This is a genomic window from Mesorhizobium sp. M7A.F.Ca.US.014.04.1.1 (assembly GCF_003998745.1).
GTDB classification, from domain to species: Bacteria; Pseudomonadota; Alphaproteobacteria; order Rhizobiales; family Rhizobiaceae; genus Mesorhizobium; species Mesorhizobium ciceri.
This window is the reverse complement of the sequence record NZ_RZRW01000003.1, coordinates 15200-41590: the sequence shown is the minus strand read 5'-3', so window position 1 is coordinate 41590 and position 26391 is coordinate 15200. Positions and strand designations below refer to the sequence as shown.

The following is a 26391-nucleotide window of genomic DNA, read 5'->3' as shown; positions in this document are numbered from 1 at the left end:
GGGCAAGGCGGAGCTGTTCAAGCGCTTCGCCGATGCCGATTCCATCGACCTCGAGGTCGACACCGAGGACGCCGACGAGTTCATCAACTGCGTGCGTTTCCTCGGGCCCTCCTTCGGCGGCATCAATCTCGAGGACATCAAGGCGCCGGAATGCTTCATCATCGAGCAGCGGCTGCGCGAATTGATGGACATCCCGGTCTTCCATGACGACCAGCACGGCACCGCGATCATCTCCGCCGCCGGCCTGATCAACGCGCTGGAGATCACCGGCCGTGACATGAAGACCACGAAAATGGTCTGCAACGGCGCCGGCGCCGCCGGCATCGCCTGCATCGAGCTGATGAAGGCGATGGGCTTTTCGCCGGAAAACATCATCCTATGCGACACCAAGGGCGTGGTTTTCCAGGGCCGCACCGAAGGCATGAACCAGTGGAAGTCGGCGCATGCGGTGAAGACCGAGGCGCGCAGCCTCGCCGAGGCGCTCGACGGCGCCGACGTCTTCCTCGGCCTCTCCGCCAAGGGCGCGCTGACCACCGCCATGGTGCAGTCGATGGCCAAGAACCCGATCATCTTCGCCATGGCCAATCCCGATCCGGAAATCACGCCGGAGGAAGTGGCCGAGATCCGCACCGACGCCATCATGGCCACCGGCCGTTCGGACTATCCGAACCAGGTCAACAACGTGCTCGGCTTCCCCTATATCTTCCGCGGCGCGCTGGATGTCAGGGCAACCACCATCAATGACGACATGAAGATCGCCGCCGCCCAGGCGCTGGCGGCACTGGCGCGCCAGGACGTGCCCGACGACGTCGCCGCCGCCTATCAGGGTAATCGGCCGAAATTCGGCCCCAACTACATCATCCCGGTGCCGTTCGACCCGCGCCTGATCTCGGCCATTCCGATTGCGGTCGCCAAGGCGGCGATGGATTCAGGCGTCGCCCGCAAGCCGATCCTTGACCTCGACCGTTACGCGCAGGAACTGTCGGCCCGCCGCGACCCGATCGCCTCGACCCTGCAGCGCATCTACGACCGCGTGCGCCGCCAGCCCAAGCGCATCGTCTTCGCCGAGGGCGAGGAGGAACAGGTCATGCGCGCCGCCGTCTCCTATGTGAACCAGAAGCTCGGCACCGCCATCCTGCTCGGCCGCGACGACGTCATCAAGGAAAACGCCAAGCACGCCGGCATCGATCTCAACAAGCAAGGCATCGAGATCATCAATGCAAGGCTGTCGCGCCGCAACGGCATCTACACCGACTACCTCTACGAGCGCATGCAGCGCAAAGGCTTCCTGTTTCGCGACTGCCAGCGGCTGATCAACAACGATCGCAACCACTTTGCCGCCTGCATGGTGGCGCTGGGTGACGCCGACGGCATCGTCACCGGCGTCACCCGCAACTATTCGACCGCGCTCGACGACATCCGCCGCGTCATCGATGCCAAGCCCGGCCACCGCGTCATCGGCGTCTCGATCGTGCTGGCGCGGGGCAAGACCGTGCTGGTCGCCGACACCGCCGTGCACGATATGCCGAACGCCGAGCAGATCGCCGACATCGCCGAGGAGGCGGCAGGCTTTGCCCGCCGCATGGGTTATGAGCCGAGGCTCGCCATGCTCGCCTATTCCACCTTTGGCCATCCGCAGGGCGAACGCTCCGAGCGCGTCCAGGAAGCCGTGCGCATCCTCGACAAGCGCCGCGTCGATTTCGAATATGACGGCGAAATGGCCGCCGACGTCGCCCTCAACGCCCGCGCCATGGCGCAATATCCGTTCATCCGCCTGACCGGCCCGGCCAATGTGCTGATCATGCCGGCGTTCCACTCGGCCTCGATTTCGACCAAGATGTTGCAGGAACTCGGCGGCTCGACGGTGATCGGGCCGCTGCTGGTCGGCCTGAACAAGCCGGTTCAGATCGTGTCGCTGAATGCCAAGGACAGCGATATCGTCAACATGGCGGCGATCGCGGCGTACACGGCGGGGACTTGAGGGGCTGGCCTCAGCGGTGAGTCCGCGAGGCGTTCAGCCCGGCGCGAATACGCGCGCGGCCTCGACGACCTCGTCCACCTGATCCTGCCGCAGCAAGTCGATCGGGACGCGGCCGTCGAGCTGCGCCGAGGGCCGCGTCAGCCACAGCCATGCGAGCCTCGGATTGGTGATCAGGGATAGCACGTCGCGAATGCCTGCAACCGGCCGGCCGTCGACGAACTGCGCCAGCGGGAAGACATGTTTGCGGCCGCCCTTGCGCAAGGCGATGACCTCACCCCGCCGCTGCCAGCGGTGCAGGGTCGAGCGGGCGATGCGCAGATGCTCTTCCAGATAGGTCGAACCGGCGACGCGGCCGGCCCAGTCCTCGATCAGCATCGATTCGAGATCGTCGGACTTTGGCAGCGAAGGAGGCTCGACATCGGCCAACGGGGTCGTCGGCGGATTTGTCACGCCGGCAATACCGGCTTCGCTGCGGCGCGCGGCTTCCGCCGCCAGCGCGCGCACGAATTTCGACGCCAGGCCGGGCAGGTCGGCATGGATGGCGTCGATGGCGCGCCGGTGCTTCGGTGACAGCAAGGTGACGGCGGACGCTATGCTGCCGGCGATCTTGCCGACCGAGACCATGGTGGGCTTGTTGATGGCCTCGTCATAGTGGGCAAGTGCACGTTCGACGTCTTCCGCGACCATCTCCGCGAAGTCGTCCTGCTTGAGGCCCTGGATTTGAAATCTGTTCATGCATCTGTCTTCTGGCCGCGCGCTCCCCCTCAGCTGCGGCCGATTGTTGAACTTCTAGTGCGGAAAACGGAAATCGCGGCGGCAACGAATCCTGCCGCCCGACAGCATGCTGTCCAGCATTTCTTGACACCCCAACTGACTGAGGGCGCACCGAAATGTCAGTCGCGGGACGCCCAGATTGCGTGTAGGTGCGATGTATGACAACTGCGCGACGGTGAGGGGCGGCAGCTTGACGGTTGTTAAAGCAATCCCGCCTGCTCAGCCTCGCGGCGCAGATTCTGCCGGGGCCTGGGGCCGATCTGCTGGATCACCAATCCGGCCGCCAGTGAGCCAAGGTCGCCGCAGGTTTGCAGGTCGCGGCCTTGCGTGTAGCCATGCAGGAAGCCGGCGGCATAGAGATCGCCGGCGCCCGTCGTGTCGACCAGTTCCTTGATGGCGGTCGCCTTGATCACCACCGTCTCGTCGCCGCGCACGATCACGGAGCCTTTTTCCGAGCGGGTCACGGCGGCGATCCGGCAATCCTTGCGGATCTGCGCCAGCGCCTCGTCGAACGAGGATGTCTGGTAGAGCGATTTGATCTCGTGGCTGTTGGCAAAGACGATGTCGACCGTGCCCGAACGCATCAGCTCGAGGAATTCGTCGCGGTAGCGGTCGACGCAGAACGAATCCGACAGCGTCATCGACACTTCGCGGCCTGCTGCGTGCGCCAGCTTCGCCGTCTGGCGGATCGCTTCCTTGGCGCGCGGCGGGTCCCACAGATAGCCTTCGAAATAGGTGACCTTGGCGCCAGAAGCCTTATCGGCCTCGACATCCTCCGGCCCAAGCTCGACGCAGGCGCCGAGATAGGTGTTCATCGAACGCTCGCCGTCAGGGGTGACGAAGATCATCGACCGCGCCGTCGGCGGCTCGCCCTTGAGCGGCGTGGTGTCGAAGGCGACGCCCTGTGCATGGATGTCGTGGGCGTAGATTTCGCCCAGCGCATCGTTGGAGACCTTGCCGAAGAAGGCGGCGCGGCCGCCGAAGCTGGCGACGCCGGCCGCCGTGTTGCCGGCGCTGCCGCCGGACGCCTCGATCGCCGGGCCCATGCGGCTGTAGAGCAGTTCGGCGCGTTGTGTGTCGATGAGGTTCATCGCGCCCTTGATGATGCCGTTGGTCTCGAGGAATTCCTCGTCGCACTGGGCGATGATGTCGACAATGGCATTGCCGATGCAAAGCACGTCATAATCCGGCATCAAAATCTCCGCCAAAACCCGAGCCGGCTTCTTGCCACGCCGGCCGGGCGTGGTCTCGCGAGTTGAAATGGGTTGCCGCATGCGCTTGATCCAGCCGCCCTCACGCAGCTGCCGGTCCGGCTTCACGCAGCAAATCGTCAGCTTTGTCCGTCTTCTCCCAAGTGAACTCAGGCTCTTCACGCCCGAAGTGTCCGTATGTCGCCGTCTTGCGGTATATCGGCCGTAAGAGATCAAGCATCTTGATGATGCCTTTCGGTCGGAGATTGAAAACCTCGAGAACAAGGCGCTCGATCCTTTTTTCCTCGATCCTTGCGGTTCCGAAGGTATTGACCATGACAGAAACCGGACTGGCCACGCCGATCGCGTAGGCAAGCTGAACCTCGCAGACCTCCGCAAGGCCGCTGGCAACGATGTTCTTCGCGACATACCGGGCGGCATAGGCCGCCGAGCGGTCAACCTTGGATGGGTCCTTGCCCGAAAAGGCACCGCCGCCGTGACGCCCGGTCCCACCGTAGGAATCGACGATGATCTTCCGTCCTGTGAGGCCGCAGTCGCCGGCAGGCCCACCGACCACGAACCGCCCTGTTGGGTTGACCAGAAATCTGATCCCCGAAGTATCCAGGTGGGCCGGCAGGACCGGTTTTATGATCTCCTCAATGACGCCTTCGCGGACCGTGGCTTGTGAGACCGCTTCGTCATGCTGCGTTGACAGGACTATGGTATCCAGCGCCACCGGGCGGAGCCCTTCGTAGCGTACCGACACTTGAGATTTCACGTCCGGACGCAGCCAGCCAAGCTGTCCCGCTTTCCGGACCTCGGCCTGTCTTTTCGTCAAATGGTGAGCGAGTTGGATCGGCAGGGGCATCAATGTATCCGTCTCGTTGCATGCGAATCCAAACATGATGCCCTGATCCCCTGCCCCTTGCCCGAGATCCTGCCCTCGTCCTTCATCAACGCCCTGGCTTATGTCGGGCGACTGCTCGGTGAGGGCCAGAACGACGGCGCAACGTCGACCATCAAAGCCAATCGCATCATCGTCGTAGCCAATATCGAGTATCGTATCGCGGGCGACTTGGCTGTAATCGATGTGGGCATGGCTGGTGATCTCGCCAGCCACAACGACCATCCCCGTCTTCACCAACACTTCACAGGCGACGCGCGCCTTCGGATCGGTGCGCAGGACCGCATCGAGAATGGCATCGGAGATGTTGTCTGCCATCTTATCGGGGTGTCCCGCGCCGACGGATTCGGAAGAGAACACGAACTGCCTGGTCATAAAAATGCCCTCGCTTCAAGTGCTGGAGTTAGTGAGGAGTTTCTGGATTGGGGTGGCTTATCGGTCGGGGATGCCGGGAACATCGAACGCAGTGCAGAAGTCGGCAACGTCTCTTCGTACGCTCGCATGAACTTCCTGGTCATCGGGCTGGCGGCAGACCGAGTCGATGAAAGCGGCGATCTGCACCATCTCCGTTTCGCGCATGCCCATGGACGTCACCGCTGGTGTCCCTAAGCGGATGCCGCTTGTCAGCGCCGGATGCCGCCGGTCGCCCGGGACCATATTGAAATTCGCAATGATGCCTGCACGCGATAAGCGCTCCGCATAGGCTTTGCCTGACAGCGACCGGTCCCGAAGATCAAGGATCAGCATGTGATTGTCAGTGCCCCCGGTGACGAGTTCATAACCTCGCTCCAGAAGTGCCTGGGCCAGAGCCTTGGCGTTGTGGACGATCTGCTGACCGTAGACACGAAAGGACGAGTTCGCTGCTTCCTGCAAAGCGACGGCAAGCGCGGCGATAGTATTCATATGCGGTCCGCCTTGCAGAAGAGGGAACACGGCGCGGTCTATACGTTTGGCCAGATTGTGTTTGCTCTTCGGATGATGGAGGGGCTGATAACGGTCTTCATTCCTTGATAAAATGAAGCCACCCCGGGGACCGCGGATCGACTTGTGAGAGGTGCTGGTGACCACATCGCAATGGGACACGGGGTTCGGATGCACTCCTGCGACAACCAGGCCGCAGATGTGGGCGATGTCAGCCACCAGATACGAGTTCACCTCCGAAGCAATTTCGGCCATTGCCGCGTAGTCAAAAATACGCGGATAAGCAGTTCCGCCGACCCAAATTAGCTTCGGGCGTTCCCGCTTGGCGGTCTCGCGCAAGTGGTCATAGTCAATTTGCTGTGTCTTTTCGTGCAGCCTGTACGGGACGCGCTGATAATCGCTGCCGGAAAAATTGACGGACCAACCGTGAGTCAGATGGCCGCCTTCGGGTAAAGGCAAGCCCATGACTTTGTCACGGGGGCTCAAAAGCGCGCGATAGACAGCCTGGTTGGCTGGCGAGCCTGAATAAGGCTGGACGTTGGCATGTTCACTGCCAAATAGCGCTTTCAGGCGCTCGATCGCGAGGGTCTCAAGCTCATCGACGATCTCGTTTCCGGCGTAGTAGCGCGCACCGGGGTATCCCTCGGCATACTTGTTGGTGAAAATCGACCCGGTCGCTTCCAACACCGCCGAGGAGGCAAAGTTCTCGGAGGCGATCAGTTTGAGAGTTGTCCGCTCCTGACGCTCCTGTCTTAGAAGCAGTTCGTGAACGCGGGAGTCGACGGCGGCTAAGTGAGGCCGCCCGTAAGTGTCGGGCTGCGCGATGGCGCCGCCGGCGGAGTTATCCATGGTAGTCGCGCTCCATTTGGACTGATCTATTTCACGATCAAGCAGGCGGTCCCTTCAACCGCGCGTCTTGTATTGCTTCCAGGCGTTGTAGGTCTCTTTTATGATGGCCATCATCGTGGGGCAGGAGATCGACCACCAATTGAGCCAGCTCGCCATCCTTGCCTCCTGCTTGCATATGGTACGAAGACTGCGGACGTTGTTCGTTGCAGCAAAGAAAGTTGGCTCTGACCAGCCGCCGAACGTGGCGTCGAACCTGCTCGCGAGGCAGACCGGTAATATCGGCCAGCTCGCCGACGGTTAGATCCGCATGCGCGCAAAGGCCCAGGATTCGAAGGCGATCAAGATGCGCTGCCGTCCTTAGGCGATTTACCAGTGTCAACATTGGTTAGCATCAACCCGGACGGGATGCAGCAAGCCGCTAGCCCTTCTATCCCCATCAATCCGCATGAGACCTCTCTCGTCATTTGCTGTAAATCCGCTGGTATGGATGCTAATGGAAGATAGATCACAGTCCTTTCTACGACTAAGACGCCAGATATTGGGGCTAATGTACCACCTGACAGGAGACTACACTCACGAACATTATGTGAATTTTTTTTAACGTTGCTGAGAATCAAGGGGGAGGTTTGGCGAATGTCTCGCCGTCGACTGTCGAATCCTGCCCGACGGGATTATAGGGTGCGTAGCCTGCTTGTCCTTTCCACATGACCAGCGACGATGGGGCGAAGGCGGCAGACATAGCTCTGGAGCATGCTGCGGTATCTTTGGCCTGAAGCCGAGGAAGGCGGACCGTGGCTTCCGCGCCGCTGCCGGGAGCCCGCGAACAGGCCAAGTGGATCAGCCGGGTGTTGCCGTCATAGAGCGTGAGACCCAAAGCTGGCCAGCCGCGCCCTGAGGCTGACGCACCGCTCAGCGTCCACCTTGCTCTCGAAGCCCATCGGCATAGCGCCGATAACGACTTGACCGCGTGCGTGTCGACGAGCGATCGGTGAGCGCAAGGATCGAGGGTGCAGTGCAGGATAATGCTGTTTTAAATCAGCGCTGTTTTCAGCCGACTGCCTTGAGCGTGGCACGAGGATATAGGCCCAAGGCAGGAGATCATCGTCTGCTGTTCGGGAGGCCGCCCTGGGCGCGCGACAGCCGTTCCTTCGGCTGCGCCGCTCCGCCACCATCCGCGCCGTGCCTTCCGGAGACCATTCCCGCTACCGGCCGGCGCCCGTGAAAACCTCGACCCGGCGCACCGGCTCGAGATGGCTGGGCTCAGCGTAACTCTGAAGTCGTCATATACCGAAGTCTTCACAGACTTCGGACATCCCCCTCACAGTCCGATCCAGATGGCGTCAGGAACACCGCTTGCGTTGATGCGGATGAACCCCTGCTTGTGCCACAATGACCCTTATGTCAGCGCGCGAGCCAAAGCTTCCGCGCAAGGCGACGGCTAGGATAAGGCAATGCCGACGAAGGGCACATTGCTTGCCACACTCTGGAATGATGGCATGCTCGGAAGGCCTAGGCTTTGCTCAGGGCCGCCTGCAAGGCGCGCTTTGAGGTTATTCACATAGCCTTCTGCGTAGTCCTGCGCCGTCGAGACCGAAAGATCAATGCCTGCCGCCAAGGCCTCTTCCATCAGGTGCTTTACGAGCCCATTTCGAATGGCCAGCTTGACCTCGGGGCCTGCGATAAGGCCGATCGCCTGCGCGGCCATATTGAGGCCAGCTTCCTCCAGCGCTCGCTTCATATCGCCTCCGTTAATGGCCGTACGCAGGAGATTGGCTGCTTGCGACTCAGCCTCGAGAACCATCGAGGCAAGATCGGCTACTTGTCCGAGGCCCGGAATGAAGCTGAGCAGTCCCACCGCCGTTGCCGCCAAGTCGAGCACTTTCGTCTCGATTTTGAGCACGGAGTCGACGACGTGCATGACGGCCCCGCCGTTCTTTTTGGCTGACTTAATGTCAGGCTGGTCCATCAGGCCCATCTTCATGTCCGCGACGGCATTCTGCTCTTCTGCGGTTTGGGCGCCGTGGGTGATTGGCTGCTGAACGTTGCGGTTCGCAGACGACATGTTTGTGCAAAAATGGGCAAAGTCTTTTTTGCTGATATTGCCGGAATCAACCGTATGCCCGCCGCCAAAGTCGAAGAATTTATGATGGGTCTTATAGCCCGTGATCGAATTGTTCAGGAGGCCAAACAAAAGAGGATCTGAAAGGAGCTGAGAGGCTGCTTCCCGCACTTTCGGATCAAGGCTCTTGTCGTCTTTCATTTTCGCCAGTTTGTCGCGAGTCAGAACACCGCTTCCAAAGAACGTGTCCTGATGGTCCTTGATCATCTCGACCGTATTCAGCTCAGTTTGCGTGAGGCTCATCGACGATGAGGCGACTTGCAGGAAATCCTCTTTGTGCATCTTCCCTTTCGAGCCACCGCACAACTGGTTCCAAGCATCGGGGTGATCGAGGAAATATTGCGCCGCCGCAATGACCTGGGGCGGAAATTTGCCGTTTTTCGATTCGCCGCCGACCATTTTCTTGAACTCATCCAGACTCAGGTCCTTGGACAGATTTTCGGAGTACCGGTAAAACTCCCGCAAGGCATCGCTCAAGGTCATGACCGAAGGCTGCAAACCTCCGCTGCCGTCGGATGGTATGTAGTTCTGCTCGTAGCTTCGCGCTTGGGCTTCCTGAAATGCAGCAACTTGTGGGTGGTGGTTTGAAAATCCGGCCAAGTCCTTGGCGTTGATCTTGCCTCCACAGCGGCCGTCGCCCTGCGAGCCAATCGCATAAAAAAGTCCCGAATCCTGCTGCAGTCCCTGGATCGCCGCTTTCAGATCCGGTGGCGTAGAGGGATCATTGGCTTTGTCGGTCAACGACTTCCAAGTAAGCGGGCATTGGTCCTTGTGACGGTTGAGTACCGCAACAATCTGCAACTCAGCCGTGGTCAGCGACCCACCGTTCCACGTGATTCCGGGGCTCGGCCTGGGAGCCGGCTCGATCTTCGGAGTGACGCCGAGCAGATGTTGGGCTTCAGTCGCCTTGGAGCGTTGCGATTGGTCCTCCTTGAGAGCCGCCCTCATATTTGGCGGCAGCAGATCCAGTGGGTGTTGCTCCAAGCCATTCAATGTCAAGACATCCGGTGCCAGATGGCCCAAAGGGTCCTGCCGCAATTTATCCATTGTCGAATCAAGATTCGACGCTGGCAGATCCCCTTGCGCGAAAGAGCCGGGCTTGTCTGCCAGCACACAAGTGGACAGCATCGCTTCGAAGCACGATGCACTTTGCTGATGCTGGGTCGCAAAATGGGAAACTTTCAGGCCCGGCCAACCCCTTGCGGACTGTAGCGAATTTGAGCGGTAGAAAGTTGAAAGATTACTGGCCGACATTATGCATCCTCAGACGTGACGTTGAAATCCCCACAAGAGACCCCGACAGAAGATCCCTTGCGTTTCACAAAATTCGACAATTCCAAGCGTCGGCAGGTCACGAATGCGCCTGCCCTGCCTTCAATTGCTGTGTTCCGGGCCGGCTCCAAGGTTCGGTCCAACACAATGGCCGGAGTCACCGCGAGAGCTGCCGGGACTCATCATGAGCGGATTAGCTTTCGAGAAACTGACGAGTTTGCGAAGAGTTCACAAAGGGGTAGCCGCAGTCATGTTCTTCAGAGCTGCGGGAAATCCTCAATGTTCATTTCTTGCCCAGCTCAGGCTTCCCGCCAACGCTATCCTGTTGTGGGATGTCAGAAGAATAAGAAGCATCCGGTCGTCCGTCGCGAACGACCGTAGTGGAGGAGCCGCGAAACAAGATCAGCACTGATTCCTTTGGCGTTGCCGCTATGTGAGTCTGCGCCTGCGCCTGCGCCACCAAGCCGTTAAAGGTCTGCTCCACGAGTGCGACGAAGCGCGGTGGACCGGAAACGAAGACGAGGCCATTGCCTGGCACGGGTTTGACCACATAGCGCTCGTCGGAGATATCAAGCTTGTCGAGAGCCCCCTTGAACGCATCGAAGCGAATCGACGTCATCAAAAGCATTCGAGTTTGCGATTCTTGTGCAGCAGACACATAGAGCACAAGGCCGTCATAGTACCATTGTAGACCGTAAAGGTTCGTCAAGCGGTCGAGGAACGCGCGCGGTGGCAAATCAGGCATACGTCCGCGAATTCGCCCCTTCACCGCAGGACTGATGTTGACCCTGATATTCAGGTTGTTGCCGAATTCCTGCAACGCTGCAGCGAGCTCCTGATCCAGAACCGTGTATCTATAGGGTGTCGCCGGAAGGGACAGCGGGACTGCATGCGCCGGGTGAATCCCGGTGGACAGAAAAAACCCGGCACAAAGAAGTCTCAAAACATGCAGGGTGACGGGTTGGATAAGCGTTCTCGGCATGTCGCACTGATAAACCAAACGCTGAAATCATCACAAGTGACTAAATTGCCGAAGAGATTTTAGATTGTCGAAATGACGCCGCCGTTAGTCAGCTTGTTGTCAGCTTGCCCCCCTAGGAGTGTTGCGCCGACACCGGGTGATGAATGGGCGGGGCTCGCCCGGTCAGAGAGAGCAACCGAGTCCTTACATGATGATGCCTGTCACGTCGATCTCTGCCACTCTAACGGCTGGCCTCCCCAGGGTCGGATCACCGTCGATTGTCGAGCAGGCCCAGTTTGAGCGCGCCTTAGGGCATGCAGCCGACTCGCTGAAAAACGATGCCGCCGCGGGGCCAGCGAGTGCGGCGCCAGTTGCTGCGGCGATGGATGTTCAGCGCGCGGCTGCGCCGACGAGCGGCATGGGCGATCGCGTGTTGCAGACGATTTCCTCCCTATATCCACACAACACTGTTTCCTTCCCCGCGCTCGACCATGACATAGCCCTTTCGAAGGGCGCTCTACCGGGACCGGCGCAGAAGCTTCCCGTTCCAGGTGAGGCGGGAACCGGAATCTCGGGCATTCCCCAACAAGGGCAAGACTTCGAAACGATGATGGCTGGTCTTCGGGATGTTTACAACGGCGTCACCCAGGTGGCGCTTATCTCCAAAGGCGTCAGCGGCGTCACATCATCCGTGAATAAACTTTTGAAGGAAGGCTGAACCGCGCGCATGATTGGCTTGGCCGAGGGCGAAATCATGCGTGGCCTGTCAGGGTGGCGGTCGGTTAGACTTGTCATGCTGCCAGTTCTCGTCGCCCTCACTGCTTGCAAAGCCGACCTCTACACGCAATTGCAAGAGCGTGAGGCAAATGAAATGCTCGCACTTCTTGAAGACAACGGGGTCGCCGCGATCCGGGTGGTCGCCAAGGATGGAACCAGCACGATCCAGGTTGACGAAAAGCTGCTCGCCTTCTCAATCAACCTTCTGAACGCCAAGGGGCTGCCGCGCCAATCCTTCAAGAACCTCGGTGAGATATTCCAAGGATCAGGCCTGATTGCCTCGCCGACCGAAGAGCGTGCCCGTTACGTGTATGCCCTGAGCGAAGAGTTGTCGCGGACGATCAGCGATATCGATGGCGTTTTTTCTGTACGTGTTCACGTCGTGCTGCCGCATAACGACCTTGTGCGAGCCGGTGCCACGCCATCCTCGGCCTCGGTGTTTATCAGGCACGACGCAAAAACAAATGTCGCGGCTCTGCTGCCAAAGATAAAGATGCTTGTAGCCGACAGCATCGAAGGCCTGTCCTACGATAAGGTGGAAGTGGTTTTGGTGCCGGTAGAACGTTCCGCACACGAGCAACGGCCCGATCCGACTGCTGTTTTGCCACAAGCATCACTACCTCTTCCTGCGCCACTTCTGGCGACCGTAACAGGTTTTGCCGCAGCCGTATTCGCCGTGGCCTGTTATCTCTTGATCGGCGTTGTTACGCGTCGGCGCAAGCAATCAACCGGCGTTTCCAAGGTCGAGGGGCGCCGGGATGCTTCTGCTGTCGAGGCCATTCGCAAAAGAATGCCTGCAATTGGACGTGGGTGACATCTCATTGCCAATGCCTATACAGACCGCCCGACCTGATGGTCCGCACTTTCCGGGCGCGAGCGAGCTTGCGGCTTCGGCCCATCCAACCCGTCTTGCGGCGCGTCTTGATCCAGCGTTATCGGCCGAAACGTTAGTGAAGTTGCAGAAGTGTTCCAGACTGCATCCAAGGCTGGCAGAATTGCTGGGCAACGATGACGTGGATCTGAACCACATCGGCTGCAGGCCGGACCTTCTACGCGGGCATGATCCATATCGAGCGACCCTTCTTGCTGGTAGTATCTGGCATGCCCGTTCGCTGGTCGCGTTTGTCTCTCAGCCTGAGCTTGCCATCCTTGTTAAACGCATCGGCGTGGATGCACACGCATTCGGAATCCGACACCTGCTGCATGCTGTTGACAAAAGACTGATCTCGGACCCAGAAAAACTCGCTCAGCAAATCGAATACGATGGACACGCATGTCTTGGAGCTTGGCTCCAGGACAGTTCAGCGACCGAGCGTAACCGCGTGCTTCTTCGATTGCCCGAGGGGACTGCCGCGGAGACTCCAGCACATGAGCATTGGACCGCCGCCGGCCAATTGCTTTCACTTGTAGTAGCTCATTTTGAGACAGAGACCCCGGTGAAATGACAGTCGAACTTTCCGAGGGGCCAATAGCGCCGCAGATGCGTCCAGTCGGACCACTGATACCCGCGAGCGAGCTCGAAACCTGGCACAGCGCCGCGCAAGCCCTTGCCGCGGCAGAACGGCATCGGCAGCGCGTTCGAAACTGGGCACGCGCGGTTTACCAGCGGGCGTGGGCGCGCGGCCACATGGAGGGCTCGAATGCAGGCACCGAGGAGATGGCAGGGTTGATTGCGGAGACAATCTCCGAAATCGCGCGACGAAAGGCGGCTCTGGAGCAGGAATTGCCGCAGCTCGTGATGGAAATATTGAGCGATCTTATCGGCGCTTTCGATCCGGGCGAGCTATTGGTGAGGGCTGTTCGTCACGCCATAGAGTGTCAATACAGCGGCGCCGACGTTTGCCTTCATGTTTCTCCCATGCAAGTCGACATGCTTGCACGAGAGTTTGCTCGATGCGACGGCCAGGATGGTCGACCAAGGGTGCGGATCGAGCCCGACCCGACATTGTCGCCGCAACGCTGCGTGCTGTGGAGCGAGTACGGCAATGTTGACCTTGGACTTGACGCCCAGATGCGCGCGCTGCGCCTTGGTTTCGGGACGCTCTGTGAGAAAGGCGAGCTATGAGAAAGCCCGTCCCAGAACATAACGCTGACGCCCACACTCGAGCTCTCGTTCCAGCAATCTCGTCTTTGAGGGCTGCGGCCAAGCGAATTGACACGCGTGCGGTGCGCGGTCGGATCACGCGGGCTATCGGCACACTGGTTCATGCCGTCTTGCCAGACACTCGTATTGGGGAACTTTGCCTCCTAGAGGACCCGCGAACCGGGCTGTCGCTCGAGGCCGAGGTGATCGGCCTGTCGGGTGATGGTGTATTGCTGACACCGATCGGGGACTTGGTGGGCCTATCCAGCCGCGCAGAGGTCGTGGCCACTGGCCGAATGCGTGAGGTGCCCGTCGGCGGCGATTTGCTCGGTCGCGTGATCGACAGTCGTTGCCGCCCATTGGACGGCAAAGGCGAAATCAAGACCGTCGAAACTCGGCCCCTGCATGGCAGAGCCCCCAATCCGATGACGAGGCGCATGATTGAGCGGCCATTCCCGCTTGGGGTCCGTGTCCTCGATGGTCTGCTGACGTGCGGCGAGGGCCAGCGGATCGGGATTTATGGCGAGCCAGGTGGTGGCAAGTCGACGCTGTTGTCACAGATCGTAAAGGGTGCCGCCGCTGACGTCGTCATAGTGGCGCTCATAGGCGAACGTGGACGGGAAGTTCGTGAATTCATCGAAAGGAATCTTGGTGAAGAGGGCCTTCTCCGTACGGTCGTCGTGGTTGAAACATCCGACCGCTCGGCGGTAGAGCGTGCGCAATGCGCTCCAATGGCGACTGCGCTCGCGGAATATTTCCGCGATCAAGGCCTACGCGTTGCTCTCATGCTGGATTCGCTGACGCGCTTCTGCCGCGCTATGCGCGAAATAGGCCTTGCTGCGGGTGAGCCGCCGACGCGACGGGGCTTTCCTCCTTCCGTTTTTGGCATGCTGCCAGGCCTGCTCGAGCGCGCCGGCATGGGTGAGCGGGGCTCAATCACGGCCTTCTATACGGTGCTTGTAGAGGGTGATGGCACGGGTGATCCAATCGCCGAGGAATCGCGTGGTATTCTCGATGGCCATGTCATCCTCTCACGCGCTATTGCGGCGCGATCGCATTTCCCCGCTATTGATGTGCTGCAGAGTCGCAGCCGCGTCATGGATGCAGTCGTTTCGGGGACACATCGCAAGGCAGCATCCATTTTCCGCGAGCTCCTGTCGCGCTATGCCGAGACCGAGTTCTTGATCAATGTTGGCGAATACAAGCCAGGTGGAGATCCCCTGACTGACCGGGCTGTCGCGTCAATCGACGAACTGAGGGAGTTTCTGCGCCAGAGCGAAGATGACGCGTCAGATTTCGAGGAGACGGTCGCATGGATGTCGCGTCTGACCGCGTAAACTGGATTCAGTCTTCGAGTATACGGCTTCTGAAGGAAATGCAAGAGCGTCGTGCCCTTGGCGAGCTGTCCAAGAAGGAAGCCCAGCGCGATGTGGCCGCCTCAGCCGTACAAAATGCCTCTAGGGAGCTTGCAATGATACAGCAACATTGTTCAAGAAAAGAAGCAGCGCTCTATCAGCATCTGATGTCACTCGACAACTTGTCTAGCGCAGCGCTCGACCGTCACCGCCTTCACACTGAACAACTTGCCGCTGAGATCAATTCCAGACGGCAGATGCTTGATGATACCCAAATCGCTCAAGAGGAGGCTGAGATGGCGGCGTCCAGGACGAGGGAGCTATGGGTCATATGTTCGGCGGCAAGGGACAAATGGCAACAAATCGAGGACGACGTGCGGCGCGCCGTCGAGACTCATTCGGAGGCCGCAGCCGAGATCGAGGCCGACGATGAGATACTGCTGAAATATGCGAGGGGGTCGCTTGCCTAAATGCCGCGCAACCGGATCCGACGGTCGCAAGAGGTCGTCCGAATGACACGACCGTGCAGTCTTTGATAGGCGCTGCGGTCACACCCGCCATGTTCGAACCAGTTCTGAAACTGTCCCACACGGTTGTCTCGTGGCTCAATGATACAGCAGCGCCGCGCACGCCGTTTCAAAGCCGGATCAACGAGGTGCCGCTATCGGTGCGAACGGCAGGGCTTGTCTGGCAGCAGGAACCTGCTGCCATTCCGATGCTTGACTGCGTCTGGAGAGTGGGAGCCGAAACGGTCATCTTGTCACTGTCGCGCCCGCTCGTAGAGGAGTTCATCACGACAGTGCAGAACGGCTTGGCCTTCCCTTCCGAGCCAACTGCTTCGCTAATTCTCGAACTCGCTCTGGAGCCGCTTGTCACTCGACTGGAGGAGACGACGCGTCTGAACGTGCAACTCGTGCGGGTATGCGAAGCCACGATGCTGGCTCCTCATCTTGAACTCGACATCATTTTCGGCGCGGTCAAGGGCAAGGGCCGTCTATTCCTGTTCACGCCACTTGACGGCTTAGTACCGCCTGCGTTTCGCGCGCTAGGCGAACTGCTTGCCCAGTTGCCGCGGCAGCTGGGCGGGCTGCCTCCAGAGCTCCCGCTCATTGTTGCAGGAGAGGTCGGCACGCTTCGCCTTCCTGCGGCGCTTCTTCGAAGCGCATGTGTCGGTGATGCATTGTTGCCCGATATTGCGCCGTTCGGCCGCGGCCAGATCACCCTAGCTGTCGGCCAGTTGTGCGCCGAGGCGGATCTTGACGGCGATGAATTAATCTTGCGGGGGCCTTTCCGCCCGCGACCGTGTCCTTTGGAGAGTGCGCATATGACACAACCCGGATCGCAACTGGAGCTTACTAAGGATCTCGACGATGTCGAGATCGTGCTTGTCTTTGAATGCGGCCGCTGGCCTATTTCTCTTGGGGAATTAAGAAGTGCCGGCGAAGGGCATATTTTTGAACTTGGATGGCCGATCGACGGCCCGGTCGACATAGTGGCCAATGGTCAGCGTATCGGGCGTGGCGACATTGTCCGCATCGGAGAAGAGCTGGGCATCAGGCTCCGTGGCGGGTTTGCATGCAATGAGTGAAGCTCAGCCGACAATCCTGGCGCTTCTTGCGGTTACCGCCGGACTCGGTCTGCTGGTTTTAGCAGTTGCCACGACAACGGCCTTTGTAAAGGTATCAATTGTTCTTTTCCTCGTCCGCAATGCGCTCGGGACCCAGACCATACCACCCAATGTGGTGCTGTACGCCGCGGCGATGATCCTCACTATGTTCGTTAGTGCGCCCGTTGCTGAGCAGACCTATGACCGCATGTCGGATCCCAAGCTCCACTATCAGACATTCGACGACTGGGTAAGCGCCGCTAAAGCCGGAAGTGAGCCCTTGCGCGAGCATCTCAAGAAATTCACAAATGAAGAGCAGCGGCGATTTTTCCTATCTTCGACAGAAAAGGTCTGGCCAGAGGAAATGCACGCTGCAGCCACGCCTGATGACTTTGCAATACTTGTACCATCTTTCTTGCTATCAGAATTGAAGCGCGGATTTGAGATAGGATTTCTACTTTATCTGCCTTTTATTGTTATAGATCTGATAGTGACAACTATCTTGATGGCAATGGGTATGTCGATGGTCTCACCAACTGTTATATCTGTTCCGTTCAAGATCTTCTTGTTTGTTGCCATTGATGGTTGGTCAAAATTGATGCATGGGCTTGTGCTGAGTTATACGTTACCGGGAGGCTGATCATCACTGAATCCAGCATCATTACTCTTATGAGCCAATCACTGGTGGTTTTCATGATCTGGATTCTACCGCCGCTCATTGCATCAGTGGTTGTCGGCCTCGTCATCGGCATCCTCCAGGCGGCGACGCAGATCCAGGATGAAAGCTTGCCGCTCACCGTGAAGCTTCTGGTCGTTGTCGCGGTGATTGGGCTGTTTGCTCCTGTGCTAAGCGCCCCGCTCATAGAGCTAGCCGATCAGATCTTCACCGAGTTTCCCGCAATGACACTTAGCTACTAGTCCGCCCCATGGACGCGCCATCGGCCGATATTCAAATTCTGATCCAGACGGCTTTCGAACTCGTCGTTGCGGCAGGTCTTGGGGCAGCCCGCGCGATGGGCATCATGCTGATCTTTCCCGTATTCACACGCTCGCAGATCAGTGGGCTGATCCGGGGCTGTTTGGCTGTTGGCTTCGCACTACCATGCCTGGCACACGTCAGCGGCGGATTGCCGGCGCTGGATCCTGATACGCGCCTGATCCAGCTAACCCTGCTCGGATTCAAGGAAGTTTTTGTCGGTGTACTCCTTGGCACTTTTCTTGGCATTCCGCTTTGGGGCCTTCAGGCTGCCGGGGAGCTTATCGACAACCAACGCGGCATCAGCAGCCCGACCGCTTCGGCCGATCCCGCGACGAACAGTCAGGCTTCCGCGATGGGCGTTTTTCTGGGGATCACTGCGATTGCCATATTCGTCGGATCAGGAGGCCTGGAAACTTTGATCAGTGTCCTGTACCGCAGCTACTTGATCTGGCCGGTGTATCAGTTTCACCCGACACTGAGCGGGCCAGGAGCAATGGAGTTGTTGGGGCTTCTCGACAGCATAATGCGCACGGCATTATTGGTTTCGGGGCCTGTCGTGTTCTTCCTGATACTGATTGATATATCGATGATGCTGCTGCGTCGCTTTGCCCCGCAATTTAAGGCGAGCCAACTGTCTCCGGCAATCAAGAACATTGTCTTTCCAGTTCTCATGGTCACCTACGCTGCCTATCTGGTGGAGAGCATGAAACTGGAGGTCACACGTGCCAACGGCGTGCTGGAGTGGTTCGACAAATTGCTGCCATGAGCGACACAAGTGAAGAGAAGACACACGCCGCCAGCCCGAAGAAGTTAAGTGAAGCGCGCAAAAAAGGACAGCTGCCACGTAGCTCCGATTTCGTCCGCGCGGTCGGGACTTGCGCTGGGCTCGGCTACCTTTGGCTAAGAGGCAGCGTGATCGAGGACAAATGCCGGGAAGCGCTCCTATTAGCCACCAAGTTGCAGAGCCTACCTTTCGATACCGCGGTGCCGCAGGCATTGGTTGTGCTCGTCCAACTCACAGTCGCGGCTGTTGGCCCGCTGCTTGGAACCCTTGTCGCCGCGGTGATTTTGGCCAGCCTGCTAGCCAATGGTGGATTTGTCTTCTCTCTGGAGCCGATGAAGCTCAGCTTTAAGAAAATTGACCCCTTTGAAGGGCTGAAGCGCTTGGGGTCTGCTCGTTCCATGGTCGAAGTCTGCAAGACCATGTTCAAGGTATTGGTTCTCAGCGCAACCTTTTCCATTGTCCTTCTCGGGATGTGGAAGACAATGGTCCCTCTGCCGATCTGCGGCATGGGCTGTGTTGGCCTCATCTTTATGGAGACAAAATTGCTGATGGGAATTGGCGCCGGCGCACTGCTGGTCGGCGGACTGATCGATCTTCTGCTCCAGCGCGCGTTGTATCTGCGCGAAATGCGCATGACCAATACCGAAGTGACGCGCGAGTCGAAGGATCAGCAAGGAGCGCCAGAGTTGAAAGGTGAACAGCGTCGCATCCGCGAGGAGGCGGCCGACGAGCCTGCGCTTGGCGTGCATCGCGCCACGCTGGTCTTAACAGGAAGGGCGGTCCTGATCGGTCTGCGTTACGTTCGCGGTGAAACCGGGGTGCCGTTCTTAGTTTGCCGTGCCGAAGGTGAGCGCGTTTCACATGTGTTGAGCGAGGCGCGGGCACTACGCCTGACGATCGTCCATGACCATGTCTTAGCGCGTCAGCTGATAGGCACTACAAAACTCGGCCACGCGGTTCCTATGCAATATTTCCAGCCTGTCGCGAAAGCATTCTTTGCCGCAGGCTTGGCCTAGTCATGGAAGTCCACGACTGCCCAGTTCAAAACTGACCTGGCTCCATGCTAGTGGCAAATGTCGGCTGGCCATCCGTGCCCCAGTGTCTCTGTCAGGCCAACCGCGCAACCGCGGGCCTGGGGCAATCACTCCCCTCGGATCTGCCACCCAGCAACTACGGCAAGTCCTCCGGGCATGACCTTGCAGCCTCTGCTGGCCGGTGCGTGGCGCAGTCCGAGGTTTTGAGGCCGGCAGTGCGGATTTGATTGGTGCAGCCGTTGGAATGCCCTCGTCAGCTAGTCGTCAACTAAGCGCCCTATGTTGAACAGCCGTGCTAACTTGAGCTCGGTTGCGAAACATAGGAGTACGAATCGTCATGTATGGTCGAATTGGTGGCTCATCCGATAGTTACCGCGCGCATAATGCCGGCGAGCAATCGGATGCAGGAAGCGAAGGGTTCGCGGACACATTTGCCCGAATGCACTTATCCGGATCGGAAGGTAGCGGCGCCTCATCATCGGCGGCTCCCCAAGCATACTCCCTCAATTCCCGACCTCCTGTGGTGGAGATCAACAGGACTTCCTTCAGGAGACAGGTGAGGCAATTTCATGGTGATGAAATCACGCACATCGCCGACAATCCTCAAGAGTATTCGGAGTTCGTATCGTCACGAGCCAGGCGCACCGCGGACGTTGCTCAGCAATATGGCATCCGTCGAGATACGGAGCACGCGCGATATTTCAGTTACCAATTGGGAGACCGGAGTGCCGGACTGCTGAGAATGGAAGGCGGATTCAGCATGAACGAGTTCGAATCGGAAAGTTGGCGGGAACAATTTCCTGGTCGAACTGAGGTCACTTCCATAGTGGATCTTCAAGTCGCCCATCCGCTCGTCGAAAATGCGGGCGATATTCTGCTGGAGCATCAACTTCGGATAGACGGCGACCGACCGTTGCTGAATTGGCGTGCGGCTAATCCGGAAGCACAAGCGCGCGCGCAGACGATGGGGTTTGTTGAAGTGGATCATGGCGACCTGGTGCTTGACCCTACGCAGCATCCCGACAAATGGACGAAGAACAGTGCCGGTGAGTGGCAGCGTGCAGGCAAACCTCCACTCTATCTCCACAAAACCGAGGATAGCGACAGCAGCGATAGCGGGTCCGACGACGATTTCATGTGATTTGTCGACCCGCCGCCGAGCCTTGCAACTGGTGACGGTTGCAAGGCTGTTGGCAGTGAATGCTAATTGTCCGGCGACAGCCCCGCCTTAGCGCCAGCGCCGCCGAGCAATCCAGCCCATCTCCCAGACAATAAACTGCGGATGCGCATCGTGGGTGCTTGCGAGCGGATTGTATTCGGGCCGGAACTCCGCCTCTTGGAACCGAGCTCTCCCGAATCCAATTTTCTCCACCACACCGTTGGGTCGTTGCGATGCGCCGATCCCGATCGGATCGGCTATGCCTGCTCCGCGCTCGCAGGAAGACCTTCCGCCTCGATCTTGGCGGCGCGATCTCGGCGATAAGTTGGATGGGAGGCAAGATACGCCGCCACGTCAACAGCCGGTAACGCGACATCGCAAATCGGCCCTGACGGTAGCCGATCGACTCCAATCGCCGGACCGCAACTCGCGCAGCGGCATTCGCGGTTTGGCCAGGAGAAATGCTCGCTGACTCACAGCGTGGCCGGCCGCATTCTGAGTGCCCTGTCATGCAGCCTGCGCCGACGGGAGCTCGGCACGCGAATGGCGTGGTTGGCGGCCAAGCCCTGAGGTCAACAAGGACTTACAGAAAGCGGGGGTGAGTTTGCCGCGATGAATTATGACCTTCTCGCGACCGGACCTAGCATCGGCTTCCTCTCGCTCTCGATTGTAGCCGCGCTGTTCGTTGGATTTAACGTGGCAAGCGGTGAATTCGGAATCAGCCAGCCCTTCCAAGTTTCTGGCCATGACGGGGCGACTCGTGTGGATGTGCACCCACATCGGGCTCGGCATCGCACCATTGACCAGCATCTTGGGCTGCAGCTTCATCTCAAACAGCTTTCCTGGCTCGCCACGCAGCGCGACCGGTGCCTCCGGCGGCATCAATTCGTCGGCATTGCACAAATGTTCCAGGTATTTTTGCGCCGGAAATGCGTAGGTCTTCATGCAATCAGTCGTAATGCCGGCTTTTCCTTCATTCAATGCGTTGGCCTGTCCCAGCACCATGTTCAGCAACCCTTTGAGCTGGTCTGTGCGTTCGTGCACTTTGGGTAGCTGGGTGGAGGTGAGTAGCAGGCGTACATTACGCCCCTGCAACCCGGCGAGACAGGTTTGCATCTCAATGGCCTGGGCTCGCAGGTACTGGGCCACATCGTCCACGACCTTACCGGCCTCCTCAGGCTTCATCTGGCGCACTTGGGAGACGACGCTTTGCTGACCGGCCAGATCGAACTGCAAAAGTTCGTCCAATCGTTTGAGCCGCTCCGTCAATACCTCCATTGACAACGCGGCGCCCCCGATTGTCGAGCCTGCCCCCGACGAACTCGCAGCCACCTCTTGCGCTCTCACCTGTGTACTCGCAACTTGATCCGAGCGCGCGAGAACCTTGGCTGCTGGCACTGTGCCGGCGTTCGCAGCGACTGGTGTTGATGGCTGCCCGGCGGCAGAAGTCCCGGCGCGAGCTGCCGACTTATGCTTTGACTTCCCTTTCCTTCGCGCTGTAGTGCCTTCTGACACTGCAGCCGTACCAGCAGTGTCAGCCGGTATCGCAGCGCCTGCCCTGGCCGGCATCGCAGCGCCCGCCTGGGCCTGTGGCGCCATGATGGCTGACGGCGGAGACTGCAGGTTCAACAAGTGCATGGCATCGTGCGCAGTGATCCATGCATCGTCCACGATCCGTTCGAACAGTTTCAATGGGAGGCCGGCATCTGGGTAGGTATGGCTTAGCTTGGTATGCACCTCGTGCAACGCCAATCCAAAATCCGAAAGCCGCTCCATGATTTTTTCTACAACCGCGCAATCATGAGCGTTGAGTGTTTTGCCATCATCCATTATGCCCTTCGCCAAAGAGAGGGCGCGAAGAGCTTCTTGAGCGGCGCTTGCCATCAGCTGCACCACTCCATTTCGACCGACGAGGAGTTCCTTCAAATCTGGCTCGAACCTGCTCGCCCGCAGTTCAATCTTGGCCCGCGCAAGACCGATCCGCTCACGGACCAGCCAGATCCTGACACTCAGTACCGAGCCGGCACGCAGCCGCAGTGCGCACCGCTCGGCTTCCCGCATCACGGGCGTTCCACTGGATAGGCTAGCGGTGGCAGCGCAGGCGGATCGCTGCCGTTCGGAGCGCCATGCCTTTTTTTCCCACCACTTAATTGCCGCCGTATGGTGGTTCTCCACATTTAAAATCAACAGCTCCTGCCGGTCCGCCTGGGAGTAGGAGTAGAGTTTATCGACCATACCTGCCGCTTTCTTGGTCTTTTTGTCCAATTTCGTGATCGTCGACAGGCCAAGTTTGTCTACTTCATTCGCGGCGTCGCACACGATCTGGCAACATCTACGCACCTTGTCGTCTGGCATAATTGTCTGCGCCTCAGCCGCAGGCAGGCTAGCGCGGTACTCCAGAATTGCTGAGGCTGCATCGACGACCCCACTGATCAGCTCCACCGCCTCCTCGGGGACGTCGGTTTTCCTGGCCGCAGCCTCGCAATCAGTCAGTTGTTGAACAAGACTGTTCATTCTGAGCTGTGTCGGACTGATATCTTTATTTGACGATGAGCTGGTGCCTTCCACCTGCGCGGTTGATAGTTGGCTACCGACCGGCGCCATGGCTTCGCCCTCAGACATGGAGGGAGAACCGCGCCGCCTTGCGGCTGCGCCACGTGGCGCTACGGTTCCGCGTGGTGGCGCAGCGGCTCCACGTGGCGGTGTGTTCAGGATTTGATCTTCGCCAATCGAGGCGCCTGGCAGACTTTCGCGGGCATCGCCTGGACCGCGCGCAACTGGAAGGGAGGAGGGCCTCCTATCGGCGTCCCCAGAGCGCATCTGCTCCACAACGGAATCGAATGACTGTCCACCTTCTCCCGCAGCAAGACTTGATTGCGAAAGGGAACTGCTCGCCCGCCCCGCGCGGCTGGCTCCAGTTTCAGCCTGCGATTTCCGTGGTCGGCCAATGCCCTTCATATTGCGTCTCCGTAGTAGGCGAGAATGTGCTGCTATTGTGCTGGCGGCTGACGAGACCAGCGGCATCTTTCGGTTAACGTCACGGTCAGCCAGACCCGCGACGGCGTAATGTTCCCGCCAAAGTGCTTCTCAGTAGCAGGCCAAGATTGGCCCGAGCTCACAGGACTTTCGCAACGTTGCCATCGATGTCCTGAGATTATCAGCGCTTCAGTCCGCCGATTTCCAGGAACAGCGAATGAAATCAGACCAACTCGGCTAGCTCCCCTTCCTAGACACGTGCCTGACGATTTTATTGATGCGTCACTCCTCTCGTTCGCCACCGACAAAGTCACACATTTGCTTCAGAGAAGCGTGTGCGTTGCGTATCACGCGGACCATTTCGATCTATAGTTACAAAAAGTGTCGAGACGGGACCTTTGGATCCGAAGGTCAGGCACGGCCGGCCTAGATAGACCGCTTGGCTGACGATTAGCTGACGATGGGAGTTCTCACGAACAGGGCAAGAAAATCCGACCGCTTCAAGCTTTCGATATGGTGAGAAGAGGATCCGCACCGGCCTCCCAAAGCCGGCAGACCATCCCATGTTCGTACGGTCGCCGACCTTCTCGAAGCCAATGAGCTCACCGCGCCGGGCCGTGATGTGCAGGCGAGAGAATGGTGATGCAAAGACCGAGTTCCTGCTCGTTGCGTGCGCCCGTGGAGCCAGCAAGAATACGGTCATTGCGGTCATGCAGCACGTGGACCGTGTCTCCTGTTCGACACCACAGCATCGAGGATGCAAACGAGCTGCTGCGGCTGCCATTCGGTCGCGGCATGCGTGGACGGCGGGATTGGCCGAACAGCCGAGATCGTGGTCGACTGTTCGATGCGAGAGCAACATCCTGCAGAGCATACGTTTTTGCGCTGGCCGGTTTTTGTCAAAAGCCGTCAGGTTCTCGAAAGCTCCCGCCCTTAGCTTGATCGAGGCTAACCTTTAACACGTCGCCGCCAATGGCAAATGCCGGAGTACCTGATGATAGCAGCAATTGGGAGTGGAGTTGGCAACCTCGGGACTTCCTTGATCCGAAAGGGCCATGGGGATTCGAAATCCGAGCATTCTGGTGATGGCAAGCCGGCTGATGGCAATGATGGCAAGCCAGCTGGTGGGAATGATGGCAAGGCAGCTGGCGGGAACGATCGGGCGGATAACCGGACCGTTTCAAATGATCAACTTCAAGACAACTCACAGTCTGCAGCACAAAGTGAAGCCTTCCAAAGTATCCTGCGATCGTTCGCGTTCCAATTCGCGAACGATGCGATGGCTGAGGCCGATGAAGCTTTGGATGACACAGAAGATGCCTGACGCGGGAAATCCGGCGTGAGGTCATACAGGCCGTTATTGACGGCACAACTCCAACAGAAAAAGGAATGATCATGGCTGCAGTTGATAATAATAAAAAATCAGGCAATACCAATACCAGTAGCGCCGGCAATACCGATAAAACTAACAGTGGCACTCCCGGCAATACAAGCGGAGCTGATGCTACTGCTTTTCAGGCGCAAGTGCAGGAACTAACCAATGTTAGCTTGGAGGCGACGAAAAGGAGTGTCCAGTTGCGCACTCTAACGACCAATCTCCAGACCATCAAGAAGGCCGCCGACGAACGCGTTTCGTAATGTCGGAAGCGGGTTTTAGACTGCCCCCTAGCGCGTCTCCTTATTGACGCGACGTAGTCCCGAAATGAGCCGCATGGCAATTGCCATGCGGCTTCTATCCTGTTTGAGAGATGCTCTGTGGATGACGCCGTTTCCCTCCGTTTCGAAGTGCGTTCGGGGCACTATTGCGGTCTGACCGGCAAGACGGATCTTCAAAAGTGTTTAATCGGCAGCGGCTTCGATGCCGATTTGGTCTTTGTCGAGCAGGGACTGGCACCGCATCACCTTCGTGTAACTCTTCTTGGCAAGTCGATCGAACTGGAGGCGCTTGCACCCGGACTCAGTATCGAGGGCAACCGGAATATCGCCGCAGGCCAGTCCGTTGTTGTGCCCCTTCCTGTCGTCCTGCTCGTAGGCGAGATGTCCATTGCTTTGTCCGTGCAGGATGCAGAGCCGCCTGGTTCGACCGGCATACCGCGCCTACCGATCGGTGTGCTCGCCATGGTCATAATCAGCTCACTCGGGATCGGCGCGCTTTCAGGCACGATCTCCTATCTTGGCAATGCAAGTGGATCGAGCCCCAATTCACTTCGGGCTGAAGTCGCGTCCAGAACGATCAGTCACCGCGCTGACAATGAACTTACGGAGGCAGCGGCCCAAGAGCTGCAGGAGGAAGTCGATCGAGCGGGTCTTCTCGACGTCAAGATTGGGTCGGCAAAGGGTGTTGTGACCGCCGAAGGCACCGTCACGTCTGAATCGGTCATCAGTTGGCAGAAGCTTCAGCAATCGTTCGATCGTCGCACCAAGGGTACTCTAACACTGGTGAACGGAGTGCTCATCAAAGAGGAGAAGGCGCCATCCGCAATCGCGGTCGAAGCTGTGTGGCATGGGGTCCAACCATATATTGTCATCGACAGCGAGAAGTATTTTGTCGGCGCCATTTTGGCTGATGGATGGGTGGTCGAACGTATTGAGGACAGCCGTGTGCTGCTGAGCAGGAATGGCCGCATTGCTGCTCTCCAATATTGAAAGCTCGCAGGCCCCATCAAG

The 26391-nt window shown here is 58.7% G+C and carries 24 protein-coding genes; 16 read left to right on the top strand and 8 right to left on the bottom strand.

What is annotated here, in order from left to right:
- Nucleotides 1-1981, top strand: a 1981-nt coding sequence (locus tag EOA22_RS00585) for an NADP-dependent malic enzyme (RefSeq protein ID WP_164755152.1), incomplete at its 5' end; no start/stop codon positions are given.
- Between the two features lie 33 nt (nt 1982-2014).
- Here the strand turns inward: EOA22_RS00585 and EOA22_RS00580 are convergent.
- The 7 genes from EOA22_RS00580 to EOA22_RS00550 form a co-directional block, all read right to left on the bottom strand.
- On the bottom strand, nt 2015-2716 hold the full coding sequence (locus EOA22_RS00580) for an antitoxin Xre/MbcA/ParS toxin-binding domain-containing protein (protein WP_063169907.1): 702 nt from the start codon (nt 2714-2716) through the stop codon (nt 2015-2017).
- Between the two features lie 239 nt (nt 2717-2955).
- Complete coding sequence (locus EOA22_RS00575) at nt 2956-3948, bottom strand: adenosine kinase (RefSeq protein ID WP_013528052.1); 993 nt, start codon at nt 3946-3948, stop codon at nt 2956-2958.
- A gap of 100 nt (nt 3949-4048) precedes the next feature.
- On the bottom strand, nt 4049-5224 hold the full coding sequence (gene metK, locus EOA22_RS00570; protein ID WP_063169265.1) for a methionine adenosyltransferase: 1176 nt from the start codon (nt 5222-5224) through the stop codon (nt 4049-4051).
- A 57-nt stretch (nt 5225-5281) separates the two neighbouring features.
- A complete protein-coding gene (gene glyA / locus EOA22_RS00565; protein WP_063169266.1) occupies nt 5282-6619 on the bottom strand; it encodes a serine hydroxymethyltransferase in 1338 nt (445 codons plus the stop codon).
- Nucleotides 6620-6656: 37 nt separating this feature from the next.
- Nucleotides 6657-7001 (bottom strand): helix-turn-helix domain-containing protein, encoded by a 345-nt coding sequence (locus EOA22_RS00560; protein WP_082826567.1) that lies wholly within the window; start codon nt 6999-7001, stop codon nt 6657-6659.
- Nucleotides 7002-8057: 1056 nt separating this feature from the next.
- Nucleotides 8058-9992 carry an HrpF/NolX family T3SS translocon protein gene (locus EOA22_RS00555; RefSeq protein ID WP_024505366.1) on the bottom strand — a complete coding sequence of 645 codons (1935 nt, stop codon included), beginning with the start codon at nt 9990-9992 and terminating at the stop codon, nt 8058-8060.
- A gap of 301 nt (nt 9993-10293) precedes the next feature.
- Complete coding sequence (locus EOA22_RS00550) at nt 10294-10992, bottom strand: secretin N-terminal domain-containing protein (protein ID WP_024505367.1); 699 nt, start codon at nt 10990-10992, stop codon at nt 10294-10296.
- Between the two features lie 187 nt (nt 10993-11179).
- Between EOA22_RS00550 and EOA22_RS00545 the strand changes: the two genes are divergently transcribed.
- From EOA22_RS00545 to EOA22_RS00490, 12 genes are all read left to right on the top strand, one after another.
- On the top strand, nt 11180-11689 hold the full coding sequence (locus EOA22_RS00545) for a nodulation protein NolB (RefSeq protein WP_024505368.1): 510 nt from the start codon (nt 11180-11182) through the stop codon (nt 11687-11689).
- Between the two features lie 36 nt (nt 11690-11725).
- The gene (gene sctJ, locus EOA22_RS00540) at nt 11726-12562 is read left to right on the top strand and encodes a type III secretion inner membrane ring lipoprotein SctJ (protein ID WP_272483026.1); all 837 of its coding nucleotides are present in this window, start codon (nt 11726-11728) and stop codon (nt 12560-12562) included.
- Nucleotides 12507-13193, top strand: coding sequence for a nodulation protein NolU (locus EOA22_RS00535; protein WP_210326671.1), 687 nt, complete (start codon nt 12507-12509; stop codon nt 13191-13193). The genes sctJ and EOA22_RS00535 overlap by 56 nt, the downstream gene beginning before the upstream one ends.
- A complete protein-coding gene (gene sctL, locus EOA22_RS00530; RefSeq protein WP_024505371.1) occupies nt 13190-13813 on the top strand; it encodes a type III secretion system stator protein SctL in 624 nt (207 codons plus the stop codon). Before EOA22_RS00535 ends, sctL begins: the two co-directional genes overlap by 4 nt.
- Nucleotides 13810-15168, top strand: a complete 1359-nt coding sequence (gene sctN, locus EOA22_RS00525; protein WP_063169268.1) for a type III secretion system ATPase SctN — start codon at nt 13810-13812, stop codon at nt 15166-15168. The genes sctL and sctN overlap by 4 nt, the downstream gene beginning before the upstream one ends.
- Nucleotides 15144-15656: a hypothetical protein gene (locus EOA22_RS00520; RefSeq protein ID WP_063169269.1), complete on the top strand. Its 513-nt coding sequence runs from the start codon at nt 15144-15146 to the stop codon at nt 15654-15656. The genes sctN and EOA22_RS00520 overlap by 25 nt, the downstream gene beginning before the upstream one ends.
- A gap of 89 nt (nt 15657-15745) precedes the next feature.
- Nucleotides 15746-16774 carry a type III secretion system cytoplasmic ring protein SctQ gene (sctQ, locus tag EOA22_RS00515; RefSeq protein WP_095769044.1) on the top strand — a complete coding sequence of 343 codons (1029 nt, stop codon included), beginning with the start codon at nt 15746-15748 and terminating at the stop codon, nt 16772-16774.
- Complete coding sequence (gene sctR / locus EOA22_RS00510; protein WP_029354851.1) at nt 16767-17432, top strand: type III secretion system export apparatus subunit SctR; 666 nt, start codon at nt 16767-16769, stop codon at nt 17430-17432. The genes sctQ and sctR overlap by 8 nt, the downstream gene beginning before the upstream one ends.
- A gap of 29 nt (nt 17433-17461) precedes the next feature.
- The gene (locus EOA22_RS00505; protein WP_081714428.1) at nt 17462-17710 is read left to right on the top strand and encodes an EscS/YscS/HrcS family type III secretion system export apparatus protein; all 249 of its coding nucleotides are present in this window, start codon (nt 17462-17464) and stop codon (nt 17708-17710) included.
- A gap of 8 nt (nt 17711-17718) precedes the next feature.
- Nucleotides 17719-18537 (top strand): type III secretion system export apparatus subunit SctT, encoded by an 819-nt coding sequence (gene sctT / locus EOA22_RS00500; protein ID WP_063169270.1) that lies wholly within the window; start codon nt 17719-17721, stop codon nt 18535-18537.
- Nucleotides 18534-19571: an EscU/YscU/HrcU family type III secretion system export apparatus switch protein gene (locus tag EOA22_RS00495; protein ID WP_024505377.1), complete on the top strand. Its 1038-nt coding sequence runs from the start codon at nt 18534-18536 to the stop codon at nt 19569-19571. Before sctT ends, EOA22_RS00495 begins: the two co-directional genes overlap by 4 nt.
- Nucleotides 19572-19926: 355 nt before the next feature.
- Complete coding sequence (locus EOA22_RS00490; protein WP_024505378.1) at nt 19927-20730, top strand: hypothetical protein; 804 nt, start codon at nt 19927-19929, stop codon at nt 20728-20730.
- Nucleotides 20731-21255: 525 nt separating this feature from the next.
- Here EOA22_RS00490 and EOA22_RS00485 read toward each other — a convergent pair.
- Nucleotides 21256-23352, bottom strand: a complete 2097-nt coding sequence (locus tag EOA22_RS00485; protein WP_245458917.1) for a hypothetical protein — start codon at nt 23350-23352, stop codon at nt 21256-21258.
- Between the two features lie 1411 nt (nt 23353-24763).
- Between EOA22_RS00485 and EOA22_RS00480 the strand changes: the two genes are divergently transcribed.
- From EOA22_RS00480 to EOA22_RS00470, 3 genes are all read left to right on the top strand, one after another.
- A complete protein-coding gene (locus EOA22_RS00480; protein WP_245478574.1) occupies nt 24764-25048 on the top strand; it encodes a nodulation protein NopC in 285 nt (94 codons plus the stop codon).
- Between the two features lie 71 nt (nt 25049-25119).
- Complete coding sequence (locus tag EOA22_RS38525) at nt 25120-25362, top strand: nodulation protein NopA (protein ID WP_224570034.1); 243 nt, start codon at nt 25120-25122, stop codon at nt 25360-25362.
- 117 nt (nt 25363-25479) lie between these two features.
- The gene (locus tag EOA22_RS00470) at nt 25480-26370 is read left to right on the top strand and encodes a hypothetical protein (RefSeq protein ID WP_024505382.1); all 891 of its coding nucleotides are present in this window, start codon (nt 25480-25482) and stop codon (nt 26368-26370) included.
- The last annotated feature ends 21 nt before the right edge of the window (nt 26371-26391 follow it).